Annotated in this window: 12 protein-coding genes, 1 tRNA gene and 1 other RNA gene; 10 read left to right on the forward strand and 4 right to left on the reverse strand. The window is 58.6% G+C overall.

Annotated features, from left to right (window positions below; translation table 11 throughout):
* Positions 1-4: 4 nt before the first annotated feature.
* Genes AC6BYQ_RS08840 through yejF form a run of 3 tightly spaced genes read left to right on the forward strand, consistent with a single transcriptional unit; the run spans position 5 to position 3,724 of the window.
* On the forward strand, positions 5-1,099 hold the full coding sequence (locus AC6BYQ_RS08840; protein WP_063919745.1) for a microcin C ABC transporter permease YejB: 1,095 nt from the start codon (positions 5-7) through the stop codon (positions 1,097-1,099).
* Positions 1,096-2,121: an ABC transporter permease gene (locus AC6BYQ_RS08845; RefSeq protein WP_198636332.1), complete on the forward strand. Its 1,026-nt coding sequence runs from the start codon at positions 1,096-1,098 to the stop codon at positions 2,119-2,121. The genes AC6BYQ_RS08840 and AC6BYQ_RS08845 overlap by 4 nt, the downstream gene beginning before the upstream one ends.
* A 1-nt stretch (position 2,122) precedes the next feature.
* Complete coding sequence (gene yejF / locus AC6BYQ_RS08850) at positions 2,123-3,724, forward strand: microcin C ABC transporter ATP-binding protein YejF (protein ID WP_498056732.1); 1,602 nt, start codon at positions 2,123-2,125, stop codon at positions 3,722-3,724.
* A gap of 8 nt (positions 3,725-3,732) precedes the next feature.
* Here the strand turns inward: yejF and AC6BYQ_RS08855 are convergent, their stop codons facing one another.
* The 3 genes from AC6BYQ_RS08855 to rsuA form a co-directional block, all read right to left on the reverse strand.
* The gene (locus AC6BYQ_RS08855; RefSeq protein WP_025160182.1) at positions 3,733-4,077 is read right to left on the reverse strand and encodes a YejG family protein; all 345 of its coding nucleotides are present in this window, start codon (positions 4,075-4,077) and stop codon (positions 3,733-3,735) included.
* A gap of 594 nt (positions 4,078-4,671) precedes the next feature.
* On the reverse strand, positions 4,672-5,868 hold the full coding sequence (locus AC6BYQ_RS08860; protein WP_019453642.1) for a Bcr/CflA family multidrug efflux MFS transporter: 1,197 nt from the start codon (positions 5,866-5,868) through the stop codon (positions 4,672-4,674).
* A 38-nt stretch (positions 5,869-5,906) separates the two neighbouring features.
* Positions 5,907-6,623: a 16S rRNA pseudouridine(516) synthase RsuA gene (gene rsuA / locus AC6BYQ_RS08865; protein ID WP_498056733.1), complete on the reverse strand. Its 717-nt coding sequence runs from the start codon at positions 6,621-6,623 to the stop codon at positions 5,907-5,909.
* 320 nt (positions 6,624-6,943) lie between these two features.
* Between rsuA and radD the strand changes: the two genes are divergently transcribed.
* Together radD and rplY are read left to right on the forward strand one after the other, a co-directional pair.
* On the forward strand, positions 6,944-8,701 hold the full coding sequence (radD, locus tag AC6BYQ_RS08870; RefSeq protein ID WP_211130252.1) for a DNA repair helicase RadD: 1,758 nt from the start codon (positions 6,944-6,946) through the stop codon (positions 8,699-8,701).
* 162 nt (positions 8,702-8,863) lie between these two features.
* The gene (gene rplY, locus AC6BYQ_RS08875) at positions 8,864-9,148 is read left to right on the forward strand and encodes a 50S ribosomal protein L25 (protein ID WP_004935776.1); all 285 of its coding nucleotides are present in this window, start codon (positions 8,864-8,866) and stop codon (positions 9,146-9,148) included.
* An 84-nt stretch (positions 9,149-9,232) separates the two neighbouring features.
* Here rplY and yejK read toward each other — a convergent pair whose 3' ends face one another.
* Entirely contained in the window at positions 9,233-10,240 is a 1,008-nt protein-coding gene (yejK, locus tag AC6BYQ_RS08880; RefSeq protein WP_019453646.1) for a nucleoid-associated protein YejK, read from the reverse strand.
* Positions 10,241-10,450: 210 nt separating this feature from the next.
* On the opposite strand from yejK, the gene AC6BYQ_RS08885 reads away from it, so the two are divergent.
* From AC6BYQ_RS08885 to AC6BYQ_RS08905, 5 genes are all read left to right on the forward strand, one after another.
* Entirely contained in the window at positions 10,451-10,678 is a 228-nt protein-coding gene (locus AC6BYQ_RS08885; RefSeq protein WP_004935782.1) for a YejL family protein, read from the forward strand.
* Between the two features lie 9 nt (positions 10,679-10,687).
* Complete coding sequence (yejM, locus tag AC6BYQ_RS08890) at positions 10,688-12,469, forward strand: DUF3413 domain-containing protein (protein ID WP_498056734.1); 1,782 nt, start codon at positions 10,688-10,690, stop codon at positions 12,467-12,469.
* A gap of 78 nt (positions 12,470-12,547) precedes the next feature.
* Positions 12,548-12,624: transfer RNA gene (locus AC6BYQ_RS08895), tRNA-Pro, on the forward strand.
* A gap of 34 nt (positions 12,625-12,658) precedes the next feature.
* Positions 12,659-12,788: non-coding RNA, RtT sRNA (locus AC6BYQ_RS08900), on the forward strand.
* A gap of 703 nt (positions 12,789-13,491) precedes the next feature.
* Positions 13,492-13,698 (forward strand): hypothetical protein, encoded by a 207-nt coding sequence (locus tag AC6BYQ_RS08905; RefSeq protein WP_498056735.1) that lies wholly within the window; start codon positions 13,492-13,494, stop codon positions 13,696-13,698.
* Positions 13,699-13,757 lie beyond the last annotated feature (59 nt).

Here is a 13,757-nt window from a genome sequence, read left to right on the forward strand (position 1 = left end):
CGGAATGGCAGCCTATCTGATACGCAGACTGTTACTGGTGATCCCCACGCTGTGGGCGATCATCACCATCAACTTTTTTATCGTGCAAATCGCCCCCGGCGGCCCGGTCGATCAGGCCATCGCCGCCATCGAACTGGGTCAGGGCAGCGGTTTTGGCAGCGGCGGCGTGAATGAAGGCCTGGGCCATGCTCGGGCCGGCGTTCCCGCCGCAACTGAAGGCCAATATCGCGGTTCGCGCGGCTTGGATCCGGAGGTGATCGCCGAGATCACTAAGCGTTACGGCTTCGACAAACCGCTGCACGAGCGCTACTTCACCATGCTGTGGAACTATATGCGCTTCGACTTCGGCGACAGCCTGTTTCGCGGCGCTTCGGTGATGCAATTGATCGGCCAGAGCCTGCCGGTCTCCATCACGCTGGGCCTGTGGAGCACGCTGATCATCTATCTGGTGTCGATCCCGCTCGGCATCCGCAAGGCCGTCCACAACGGCAGCGCGTTCGATACCTGGAGCAGCACGCTGATTATCATCGGCTACGCCATTCCGGCTTTTCTGTTCGCCATTCTGATGATCGTGCTGTTCGCCGGCGGCAGCTACCTGGACTGGTTCCCGCTGCGCGGCCTGGTGTCGAGCAACTTCGACACCCTCTCGTGGCCGGCGAAGATCGCCGACTACCTGTGGCACATCACGCTGCCGGTGCTGGCGACGGTGATCGGCGGTTTCGCCACCCTGACCATGCTGACCAAGAACTCATTCCTCGACGAGATCCGTAAACAATACGTCACCACCGCCCGTGCCAAGGGGCTGGACGAGAAAAAAATCCTCTACCGCCACGTGTTCCGCAACGCCATGCTGCTGGTGATCGCCGGTTTTCCGGCCACCTTTATCAGCATGTTCTTCACCGGCTCGCTGCTGATCGAAGTGATGTTCTCGCTCAACGGCCTGGGGCTGCTGGGCTACGATGCCACACTGCAGCGCGACTACCCGGTGATGTTCGGCACGCTGTATATCTTCACCCTGATCGGCCTGCTGTTGAATATCCTCAGCGATATCACCTACACCCTGGTCGATCCGCGCATTGACTTCGAGGCCCGCCAATGAGCCGCCTTAGCCCGATCAACCAGGCACGCTGGGCGCGTTTTCGCCGCAACCGCCGCGGTTACTGGTCGCTGTGGATCTTCTTGGTGCTGTTCACCCTCAGCCTGGCCGCCGATCTGATCGCCAACGACAAACCGCTGTTGGTGCGTTATGAAGGCCGGCTGTATCTGCCGTTTATGATCAACTACAGCGAAACCGCGTTCGGCGGCGAGCTGAGTACCGAAGCCGACTATCAGGATCCGTTCGTGCAGCGGCAGATCGAACGGCACGGCTGGGCGGTTTGGGCTCCGATCCGCTTCAGTTACGACACCATCAATTTCGCCACCGAGGTGCCCTTCCCCTCGCCGCCTTCGCGCCACAATCTGCTCGGCACCGACAGCAACGGCGGCGACGTGCTCGCTCGTGTGCTGTACGGTTTTCGCATTTCGATGCTGTTCGGCCTGGCGCTGACGCTGTTTTCCAGCCTGATCGGCGTGTGCGTCGGCGCGACGCAGGGATATTACGGCGGGCGCTTCGATCTGTGGGGGCAACGCTTTATCGAAGTGTGGTCGGGCATGCCGACGCTGTTTCTGATCATTCTGCTGTCGAGCATCGTTCAGCCCAATTTCTGGTGGCTGCTCGGCATCACTATCCTGTTCGGCTGGATGAGCCTGGTGGGCGTGGTGCGCGCCGAGTTTCTGCGCACCCGCAACTATGACTATATCCGCGCCGCGCGCGCCATGGGCGTGCCGGATCGGGTCATCATGTCCCGCCATATGCTGCCCAACGCCATGGTGGCAACGCTGACCTTCCTGCCGTTTATCCTCTGCGGCTCGATCACCACCCTGACGTCGCTCGATTTTCTCGGCTTCGGCCTGCCGATAGGTTCGCCGTCGCTCGGCGAACTGCTGCTGCAAGGCAAAAACAATCTGCAGGCGCCGTGGCTCGGCATCACCGCCTTCCTGGTATTGGCGGTACTGCTGTCGTTATTAATCTTTATCGGCGAAGCGGTGCGCGACGCCTTTGACCCCAGCAAGGCGCATTGATATGGCCACTCCTCTGCTCGCTATCCAGGATCTCAGCATCGCCTTCCGCCAGGGCGACAGCGTCACGCCGGTAGTCAATGAACTGTCGCTGCAAATAGCGCCGGCGGAAACGCTGGCGTTGGTGGGAGAATCCGGCTCCGGCAAAAGCGTCACCGCCCTGTCGATACTGCGCCTGCTGCCCGCGCCGCCGGTGGTCTATCCTGCCGGCGATATCCTGTTTAACGGCGACTCGTTGCTGCATGCGCCGGAAGCGGCGCTGCGCAAGGTACGCGGCAACCAGATCGCGATGATCTTTCAGGAGCCGATGGTGTCGCTCAACCCGCTGCACACCATCGAAAAACAACTCGCGGAAGTGCTGATGCTGCACCGCGGCCTGCGGCGCGAAGCCGCGCGCGCCGAGATCGTCGAGTGTCTGGAGCGCGTCGGCATCCGCCAGGCCAAGAGCCGGTTGCAGGACTACCCGCATCAGCTGTCCGGCGGCGAACGCCAGCGGGTGATGATCGCCATGGCGGTATTGACCCGCCCGAAACTGCTGATTGCCGACGAGCCCACCACCGCGCTCGACGTGACTATCCAGGCGCAGATCCTGACGCTGCTGCAAGAATTGAAACAAGAGATGGGCATGGGGCTGCTGTTCATCACTCATAACCTGAATATCGTGCGCCGCCTGGCGGACAACGTAGCGGTGATGCGCCAGGGGCGCTGCGTGGAGCAAAACGGCCGCGCACAGCTGTTCAGCCGGCCGCAGCATCCCTACACGCAGCAGCTGCTGGCCGCCGAAGACGTCGGCGAACCGCTGCTGCTGCCCACCGCGCGCCCCGGCGACGAGCGGCCGCTGCTCAAGGTGGAAGGTCTGCAGGTACGCTTCCCCATCCGGCGCGGCCTGCTGCGCCGCACGGTGGATTATCACTATGCGCTGAAATCGTTGAGCTTCGAGTTGCGCGCCGGGGAAAGCGTGGGGCTGGTGGGGGAATCAGGATCGGGTAAAAGCACCACCGGGTTGGCGCTATTGCGTCTGCTGGCCTCGCAGGGCGCCATCTGGTTCGACGGCGAACCGTTGCACCCGCTCACGATGAAGCAGATGCTGCCCTACCGCAGCCGGATGCAAATCGTCTTCCAGGATCCCTACTCCGCCCTGAACCCGCGCCTGAACGTGCAGCAGATCATCGCCGAAGGGTTGGAAGTGCACCAGCGGCTTAGCGCCGAGCAGCGGGAGCAGCGCGTGATCGAGGTGTTGCAGGAGGTCGGCCTGGATCCGCAGCTGCGCCATCGTTACCCTACCGAGTTTTCCGGCGGTCAGCGCCAGCGTATCGCCATCGCGCGCGCGCTGATCCTGCAGCCGCAGCTGCTGATCCTCGACGAGCCGACCTCTTCACTGGATAAATCGGTGCAGGCGCAGATCCTGACGCTGCTGAAATCGCTGCAGCAACGCCACCGGCTGGCTTATCTGTTCATCAGCCATGACCTGCAGGTGGTGCGTTCGCTGTGCCACCAGGTCATCGTGCTGCGACAGGGGGAAGTGGTTGAGCAAGGGGACTGCCGGGCCATTTTCGCGGCGCCTGCAGCCGACTATACCCGACAACTGCTGCAGTTGGCGGATTAGCGGCGAAGTCAGAAGGGGTATTGTGCGCTAAGCGGTTCGGCGATGGCGGCGCCGACGTTTTTCAGGCGGCACATCGTCGCGCTCTCGTCGCTGCGCTGTACGAACAGGCAAGGTTCCCCTTCCCATTCGACGATCGCGCAGTCGACCTGAATCTCCTGCAACGACAGATTAAGCTGTTGCATCACCTGCCAGGCCTCGGCGCCTTCATGGCTGAGCAACTTCAGCCCAATCAGGTTGTTATCCTCGTCTATTCCGTTAAACGGAAGCGGTTCGACCTTCACGCCGGTGAAACCGGATAGCCAACGATAACTTTGCGGCAAGCGATGCACTACCGAAAGTTGGATACTCTCCACATGAAATCCCTAGTTTGAAAAGGTGAAACACGTTTACCTGACAGGGTAACTAAGTTATAGCCGTTGACTCCCGACTCTGCCGCGCACAAATGTTATTTAAATGTAAATTTTGACGCAAGCCATTAACATTACCCCGTGCGAGCCGATGCCGTTCCATTTTCTGGCGCGCCGTGCGGTGTTATTTCACGGCATTTTGCGACTCAGCTCGCATTTTTGCGTTATATGTAACCCTTTCCCGCCGCGATCTCAACTCTTTTTTCTTGCAATGCGACTACTTTTTCGTCGCCATATTTTTACATTGAGGAAACATTTCCCCTGTCTAATTAGCGCACGCCATGGCGCTAATAGGTTGATTTACATTGCTCCTAATACAAATCACCCACTTCAGCCAGCCGGTAGAACGCCGCGCCGCCCGGCCGATATCGGGCGGCGCGGCAGCGGTTATTTTTAACAAAAAGCACACAGGTGAGAAAATGGCCAATTGATTAGCGAGCGTATATTTAGCAACAAAATTTTCATTGCCGGTTGCACGATGAAATGGCAGGGCGCAACCTCATGATGAAACGGGGCTGCGCGCCCCGCTCCCGGAGAACGTCAGACCGCGCGATCGCGCGGCCGGCTGGCGTACAGGTAGAACAGCACCGCCACAATGCTGCACAGCGCCATCGAAGTGACCATAGGCCAGGCGCTTTTGCCTGGCGCCATCGACAGCACCGCGCCCACCAGCGCGCCGATGCTGAAACGCAGCGTGCCGGCCAGGGAAGAGGCGGTGCCCGCCATATGCGGAAAATCGTCCAGGATCACCGCCATGGCGTTGGACGAGATCATCGCGATGCACCCCAGATAGACCGCAACGCCGATCACCAGCGCCCAGAAACCCAGCCCGATGGCGCTCACCGCCAGCAGCCACAGCCCCATCGCCAGCTGCACCAACAGCCCCAGTTTGAACATCTTGACCGCGCCGAATCGCCGCACGTTGCGGCTGTTGATCAGCGTCGTCAGGAACAGGAAGACGATGTTCAGCGCAAAGTAGTAACCGAAGTGCTGCGGCGAAACGTGGTTCAGTTCAATGTAGACGAACGGCCCGGCGCTGAGGAACGAGAACATGCCGGCGAACGAGAAGGCGCTGGCCAGCATGTAGCTCAGCACCCGCTTGTGCCGGAACAGCGAACCGAAGTTGCCCAGCGTGGTGCGCAGGTGGAAGCGCTGTCGCCGCTCTTTCGGCAACGTCTCCTTGATGAACAAGGCCACCAGCAGTGAACCGATCAACGCCGCGGCGCCCATGGTCCAGAAGATGGCGTGCCAGCTGAACCACAGCAGCAGCGCACCACCGATCATCGGTGCCAGCAGCGGCGCGATGGTCATCACCAGAATGACGAACGACATCATGCGCGAAAACTCGTCCTTGGTGAACATGTCGCGCATCAAGGCGTTGATCACCACGCTGGCGGCGGCGGCGGCCAGGCCGTGCAGGAAACGCAGCCCGATCAGCTGATCGATCGACTGCGCCATGGCGCAGGCGCAACCGGCGATGGCGAAGATCAGCGTCCCCCACAGGATCACCGGTTTGCGGCCGATGCTGTCCGACATCGGCCCATAGAACAGCTGACCGAAGGCGAAGCCGAGCATATAAGCGCTGAGCGTCATCTGCACGCTGCCAGACTCGACGCCAAACTGGGCGGCGATCACCGGCATACTGGGCAGGTACATGTCGATGGCCAACGGCATCAACATGGACAACAGGCCCAGAATGAAAATCAAACCGAGATGAGAGGTTCGGTTCTGTTGCACGTTCTACGACTCCTTAATCGGCCGCAATCAATGATCGTTTATCCGCCCTGCAGGTGCGGCGCGCCCACGCTGGCGATCTCTTCTTCGGTCAGAGGGCGGTATTCCCCCGGCGCCAGGTCGTCATCCAGCACGATGCCGCCGATGCGCTCGCGGTGCAACTCGATCACCCGGTTGCCGACGGCGGCGAACATCCGCTTCACCTGATGGTAGCGCCCTTCACTGATGATCAGACGCACCACATGCTCGTCAACCTGCTCCAGCGTCGCCGGCCGCGTCAGATCTTTCTCGTTGTGCAGTTGCACCCCTTCGGCGAAACGTTGCGCGGTGTCTTCCGCCAGCGGGTGCTCCAGCGTCACCAGATAGGTTTTCTCGCAGTGGTGACGCGGCGACGTGACGCGGTGCGACCACTGGCCGTCGTCGGTCATCAGCACCAGCCCGGTGGTATCGATGTCCAGCCGCCCGGCGGCGTGCAGTTTGTACGCGACCGGCTCATCGAGGAAGTACAGCACCGTCGGATGATCGGGATCGTCGGTGGAGCAAACGTAGCCCTGCGGTTTGTTGAGCATGAAATAGCGCGGGCCGTTCTGCTGCTGCAGCGGGTTGCCATCGAACGCCACCTCTTGCTCCGGGGTCAGTTTGAGCGCCCCGCTCTTCGCTATTTCACCGTCCACGGTAACGCGTTTAGCCCGAAGTTCGCGCGCTACCAGCGCACGGCTGATGCCTAACTGCTGAGATAAAAACTTGTCCAGTCGCATGGGATCTGCTTTGCCTGTCGTTGTTATGATCGCATTGATCGTATTGCCAAAATATGACGCCCCCGCCGTTGCACCGGGTGCAAATGGCAGGTTCAAGGGGGAAATCGCGTGGGGGAACAGCGATTGCTGTCGCACGAGTATAGCGACACAACGCGTTGCCCGACAGGGGTAATTTTCACGCCTCTCGCACCGCGCGCGCCGGGAAGGCATAATAATAGAAATTTTTCGGCCGCCCAGCGCGTAAAATGTCACGATTTCTGTGGGAACAGCGGTGACAAAACCGGCACCCGGCGGCCCATTCCAACCTACGGCGTTCATTTATGGCCTTTACCCTACGCCCCTACCAACTGGAAGCGGTCGAAGCCACCATTAACCATTTCCGGCGGCATCCCGAACCGGCGCTGATCGTGCTGCCGACCGGCGCCGGCAAAAGCCTGGTGATCGCCGAGCTGGCGAAGCGCGCCCGCGGGCGGGTGCTGGTGTTGGCGCACGTCAAGGAGCTGGTGGCGCAAAACCACGCCAAATACTGCGCCTACGGCCTGGAGGCGGACATCTTCGCCGCCGGCCTGCAGCAAAAAGAGAGCGCCGGCAAGGTGGTGTTCGGCAGCGTGCAGTCGGTGGCGCGCAACCTGCCGTTGTTCGACGGCGCCTTTTCGCTGCTGATTGTCGATGAATGCCATCGCATCAGCGACGACGACGACAGCCAGTACCAGCAAATCATTCAGCACTTGCAGAAAACCAACCCGCAATTGCGGTTGCTGGGGCTGACCGCCACCCCCTACCGGCTGGGCAAGGGCTGGATTTACCAATATCACTACCACGGTTTCACCCGCGGCGACGGCGCCAGCCTGTTTCGCGACTGCATCTACGAGCTGCCGCTGCGCTATATGATTAAACACGGCTTTCTGGTGCCGCCGGAGCGGCTGGACATGCCGATCGTGCAGTACGATTTCAGCCGGCTGGAGGCCAGGAGCAACGGCCTGTTCAGCGAAGCGGACCTGAACCGCGAGTTGAAGCGGCAAAACCGCGTCACGCCGCACATCATCAGCCAGATCGTGGAGTACGCCGAAGATCGTAAAGGGGTGATGATCTTCGCCGCCACCGTCGAGCACGCCCGCGAGATCCACGGCCTGTTGCCGAACGGCGAAGCCGCGCTGGTCAGCGCCGAAACGCCGCCCGCCGAGCGCGATGCGCTGATCGAGGCGTTCAAACAGCAGCAGCTGCGCTACCTGGTCAACGTGGCGGTGTTGACCACCGGCTTCGATGCGCCGCACGTCGATCTGATCGCCATCCTGCGCCCGACCGAGTCCGTCAGCCTGTACCAGCAGATCGTCGGACGCGGGCTGCGTTTGGCGCCCGGCAAAGAGGATTGTCTGATCCTCGACTATGCCGGCAACCCGCACGACCTGTTCACGCCGGAGGTCGGCGTCAGCAAGCCGCACGGCGACAGCCAACCGGTGCAGGTGTTCTGCCCGGCCTGCGGCTTCGCCAACCTGTTCTGGGGCAAGTGCACCGAAAACGGCGACATCATCGAGCACTACGGCCGCCGCTGTCAGGGCTGGCTGGAGGACGACGACGGCCGCCGCGAGCAGTGCGACTACCGCTTTCGGTTCAAGAGCTGCCCGCACTGCGGCGCGGAGAACGACATCGCCGCGCGCCGCTGCCATCAGTGCCAGGAAGTGTTGGTCGATCCCGACGATATGCTGAAAGCGGCGCTGAAGCTGAAAGACGCGCTGGTGCTGCGCTGCGGCGGTATGGAGCTACAGAGCGGCCGCGACGACAAGGGCGAATGGCTGAAGGCCACCTATTACGATGAGGACGGCACCAGCACCAGCGAGCGCTTCCGCCTGCAGACGCCGGCGCAGCGCAAAGCGTTCGAGATGCTGTTCCTGCGCCCGCACCAGCGCGCGCCGGGCGTGCCGTTCGCCTGGCACACCGCCGCCGACGTGCTGGCGCAACAACAGGCGCTGCGCCATCCGGATTTCGTGGTGGCGCGCAAACGCGGGCAGTTTTGGCAGGTGCGCGAGAAAGTGTTCGATTATCAAGGCCGTTTTCGCCGCGCCAATCAATTGGCCTGAGCGAACGGCCCTCAATCTGGGCAGGTTTTCATTGCCCTGCGGATGGCTTTCCGTTAAAATGCCGCGCGCTTTACCTGGGCCTGCCCAGCGTTAAAGCGGGTTTCCGAACTTGCTACTTGGGTCGCCTGTAGCAGGGTAAATTTTCTTTTAAGAGAAAAAACAATGTTCACTATCAATGCAGAAGTACGTAAAGACCAGGGTAAAGGTGCGAGCCGCCGCCTGCGTGCAGCAAACAAATTCCCAGCTATCGTTTACGGTGGCAAAGAAGCTGCAGTTTCCATCGAATTGGACCATGATTCCGTTAAGAACATGGAAGCTAAACCAGAATTCTACAGCGAAGCAGTAACTCTGGTTATCGACGGTAAAGAAACCAAAGTTAAGGTTCAGGCTGTACAGCGTCACCCGTTCAAGCCAAAACTGGCTCACATCGACTTCGTTCGCGTTTAATCGCTACGTTTTCGAACCTTTCGGGACGCCGAAATAAAGAACGCCGCAATTGCGGCGTTTTTTATTGTCTGCGATTCGGCAAGCTTACTTGCCGCTGCCGGTCCGGCGCTGCAGCTGATCGCGCAGGTTCGGCGGCGTGCCTTTGATGGTCAGCGTGTCGGTAGCCGCATCCCAGAAAATGCGCTCGCCAAGCAGCATGGCGTCGAAGTTCAGGCTGATGCCGCCGCCGCTGCCGGCGAATTTGGTCAGCTGACGCAAAGTGCCGCGATCCGCCGGGAAGCTCTCTTCCAGCTCATACCCTTGCTCGCTGGAGAACTGCATGAAGTCTTTCTCGCCGACCGGCGACAGTTCCTGCGACAGCGCCTGCAGTTCGATCTCTTCGCCCGCCTGCAGCTGTTCGTTGCAGTAGCTGTAAACTTGCTGGCGCACCGACTGGCGCTCATTCTTGTCCAGTTGCGCATCGGCGCAGTAGTCGTCTACCGCCTGCAGCAGCCCGCGGTTTTGCGCCTTGGTGTCCAACCCTTCGGACGCCGCCAGGAAATCCATAAAGAAGTCGGCGACCTTGCGGCCCACGCGCCCGCGCAGGAAGGTCAGATAGCGGGTCGATTCCGGGTTGGTTTCCCACTCGGTCAGATCGATGCGCGCGACGATATCGGCGTTGTTGATATCCAGATAGTGCGTGGTGTTGATATCCAGCTCTTCGTTGACGCGCATGCTGTTGCGGCTGTTCAGCACCGCGATCAGCAGATACTCCACCGCCAGATAACGGTATTGACCGAACAGCACCACGCCGCCTTCAGCGAACGGATACTTCGCCAGTTCGTCGCGCAGGCGACCGGTTGCCGCACGGCTGAAGGCCAGAAAGTCCTTATCGTCCTTGCGGCAGGTGCGCAGCGCCTCCGCCAGCTCGCTGCCTTCGTTGAACAGGCCTAAAGCCTTGCTCTTGGCGCTGTAAACGCGATGCAGTTCCGCCATCATTTCTTCCACCGCCGCGTTGTTGGGCAGCAAGGAATCGCGCAGCACCACGTCCAGCGTTTGCTCGTCGCGTTTCACCAATTGATGCAGAGCGATCTGGTCGATATCCAGACTCATGGTAAATCCTCCTGTTCTTTAGGCGCGTATTCAAACACTGAAGGCCCCGCCCTGCAATACTAAAAACCGCGGCAAACCGGAAAGGCGCGGCGATGGGCCGCCTCGCCGCCGACTATCGCGGATCCGAATGACAGGAAGTGATAAAAGAGCGGAAAATCACTGTCCTATACGGTAAGATAGAGCACTTTGCAGATTACTAAGCGCAATTTTATGCCACAATCATCCCGTTACAGTGACGAACACGTTGAACAACTGCTCTCAGAGCTGGTCAATGTTCTGGAAAAACACCATACCCCCACCGATCTTTCCCTGATGGTGCTGGGCAACATGGTCACTAATTTGATCAACACCAGCGTTGCCCCCGCGCAGCGGAAAACCCTGGCGAGATCGTTCGCGGAAGCCCTGCAGGCTTCTGTCCGTGAAGATAAAGCGCATTAATATTGACTTATGGTGACAAACCGTCAGCGTTATCGTGAAAAAGTCTCCCAGATGATCAGCTGGGGGCACTGGTTCGCCTTATTCAACATCCTGCTCGCCCTTGGGTTGGGCAGCCGCTACCTGTTTGTCACCGACTGGCCCGCTTCCCTGCTGGGCCGGGTCTATGCTCTGGTCAGCCTGCTGGGGCATTTCAGCTTTATCGTGTTCGCCGGCTATTTGCTGGTGATCTTCCCGCTCACCTTCGTGGTGATGTCGCAGCGGCTGTTGCGATTTATTTCCGCCGCGTTGGCCACCGCCGGGCTCACGCTGTTGCTGGTCGACAGCGAGGTGTTCTCTCATTTCCACCTGCACCTCAATCCGGTGGTGTGGGATCTGGTGGTCAACCCGGACCAAAGCGAGCTGTCGCGCGATTGGCAGCTGATGTTTATCTGCGTGCCGGTGATCTTCCTGGTGGAGATGCTGTTCGGCACCTGGAGCTGGCAGAAGCTGCGCAGCCTGAACCGACGCCGATTCGGCAAGCCGCTGGCGGCGCTGTTTATCAGCGCCTTTTTCGCTTCGCACCTGATTTACATCTGGGCCGACGCCAACTTCTATCGCCCGATCACCATGCAGCGGGCCAACCTGCCGCTCTCGTACCCGATGACCGCGCGCAAATTCCTCGAGAAACACGGCCTGCTCGACCAGCAAGAATATGAGCGCCGCCTGGTGCAACAGGGCAATCCGGAAGCGGTGGCGGTCGAGTATCCGCTCAGCGATCTCAGCTACAGCGATAAGGGCAGCGGCTATAACCTGCTGATGATCGTGGTGGACGGCATTCGCGCCAAAGACGTGGCGCAGGACATGCCAACGTTGACGCGTTTCGCCCAGGAAAACGTGCGTTTCAGCGATCACTATAGCTCGGGCAACCACGCCGACACCGGGCTGTTCGGCCTGTTCTACGGCATTTCTCCGACCTATCTGGACAGCGTGCTCGCCGGCCGCAAACCGTCGGCGCTGATCAACGCGCTCGGCGATCAGGGCTACCAACTGGGGCTGTTCTCGTCCGACGGCTTCAACGCCAGCCTGTACCGTCAGGCTCTGTTGACCGACTTCTCGCTGCCGACGCCGGCGCCGCAAAGCGACGCGCAGACCACGCAGCAGTGGCAACGTTGGCTGACGGATCAGGGCGATAAAGAGCCATGGTTCTCTTATATCAACTTCAGCGGCGCTGAGCCGGCCGAAGGCGACAAAACTCCGGCGCCGGCCGACTTTATCCAGCGCTATCGCACCGGCGCGCAAGACGTGGACGCTCAGATAGCCCAGGTTCTGGACACCCTGAAACAACGCGGCCTGCTGGATAAAACCGTGGTGGTGATCACCGCCGAGCACGGCGTCGAGTTCAACGACAGCGGCAAAGGGCAATGGGGCGCCGGCACCGCCTTCAATCAAGCGCAGCTGCAGGTGCCGCTGGTGATCCACTGGCCGGGTACGCCGGCGCAGACAATCAACAAGCTGACCGGCCATAACGACGTGATGCGTACCCTGATGCAACGGTTGCTGCACGTGAAGACCACGCCAAAAGACTATTCGCAGGGCGAGGATCTGTTCACCGCCCAGCGCCGCAACAACTGGATTGCCACCGGTGACAACAACCAGCTGGTGATCACCACGCCGACGCAGACGCTGATGCTGGACAACAGCGGCAACTATCGCGTCTACGATCAGAACGGCGAGGAAATAAAAGACGAGAAACCGCAGCTTGCTCTGCTGCTGCAGGTGCTGACCGATGTAAAACGCTTTATCGCCAACTAACTGCTTAAAACTAAAGCAATCAAGTGGCGAGGCGCTTGCATTAACATCGGGAATCGGTAGTATGATTTTTCATAGCGTCGGCATGTAGCGCAGCCTGGTAGCGCACCGTCATGGGGTGTCGGGGGTCGGAGGTTCGAATCCTCTCATGCCGACCAAATTTAAGAAAACCTGCTGTTACAGCAGGTTTTTTTTCGCCTGCGAATTGAGAGGATGAGAATCTCCGAAGGAGGTTTGAGCCGAGCGTAGTGAGACCACGTTGCTTTAGCAACGGCCCGCAGGGCAAGCATCGAAGATGCGCATAATCCTCTCATGCCGACCAAATTCAAGAAAACCTGCTGTTACAGCAGGTTTTTTTTCGTCTGCACGCTGAGAGGATGAGAATCTCCGAAGGAGGTTTGAGCCGAGCGTAGACAGAGCGCGAGGCCCCTCCGTAGCATAATGAGTGCGAATTCCCTTTTGTTACTTTTAAGCCTCCCTTTAAGGCGGTTGCCTAACTTGATTCATTCATTTTTGTACGCGCGCTGAAGCAAATGATAAATATGAATACAATACCTACCAACTACGGCCAAATTGCGCCACAAAGGAAATCGTCCCCTATATGCTTGCTGAGATCGAGGCATGTGTAAGTCGTAGCCCCAGAGAACCAAGCTTTTATCCAAAAAGTTTTCTTCATGGGATGTCCCTATTCCAAAACATTTTAATATGTCACATAACAGAGTAAACAGTCATTAATATAAACATTGATTCGATTGTGGAAAAGAGCTAATTATAAAGAGCCTTACGAAGGCTTACATAGTATCAATCAAATAATCAAAAGGAGTTATTTATGAAAACCATTGATTCTTCAATGCTGGATTACATTGCTGGTGGCCGTGGCAATAATGGCGGCAGCCGTGTTGACAACGACAGGTAGAATAGTCATTCTGGCAGTAAAAAACTGCAAGAATTCAATAGGCGGTTCTTGTAAGGTTTGACTTTACCTTCAAGAGCATAACATTACAATATCAGACAGGACTAAAACGGTGACAAAGATTATCAGTTCATTAATTGTCTTTTTATCCATCCTGGCCGGTTCTTTTTTTCTGAGTGGCGCTGGGGTAATAGGTTACCAACCGTGGTTTTCTGCACCCGAGAATTTGTCAAAACTTGTGATTATCGTTGTCACCTACTGCTCCTTTGTTTACGCCGCATTAAGTATTTATAGAAAACTTAAAAAACAAACCCCATAAAAAAGCCATAACACAGGCATGACGTTCAGTTTTGGGTTAAAGAATAGAATTAACTATAA

It is taken from the genome of Serratia sp. LTN-2, assembly GCF_059740205.1.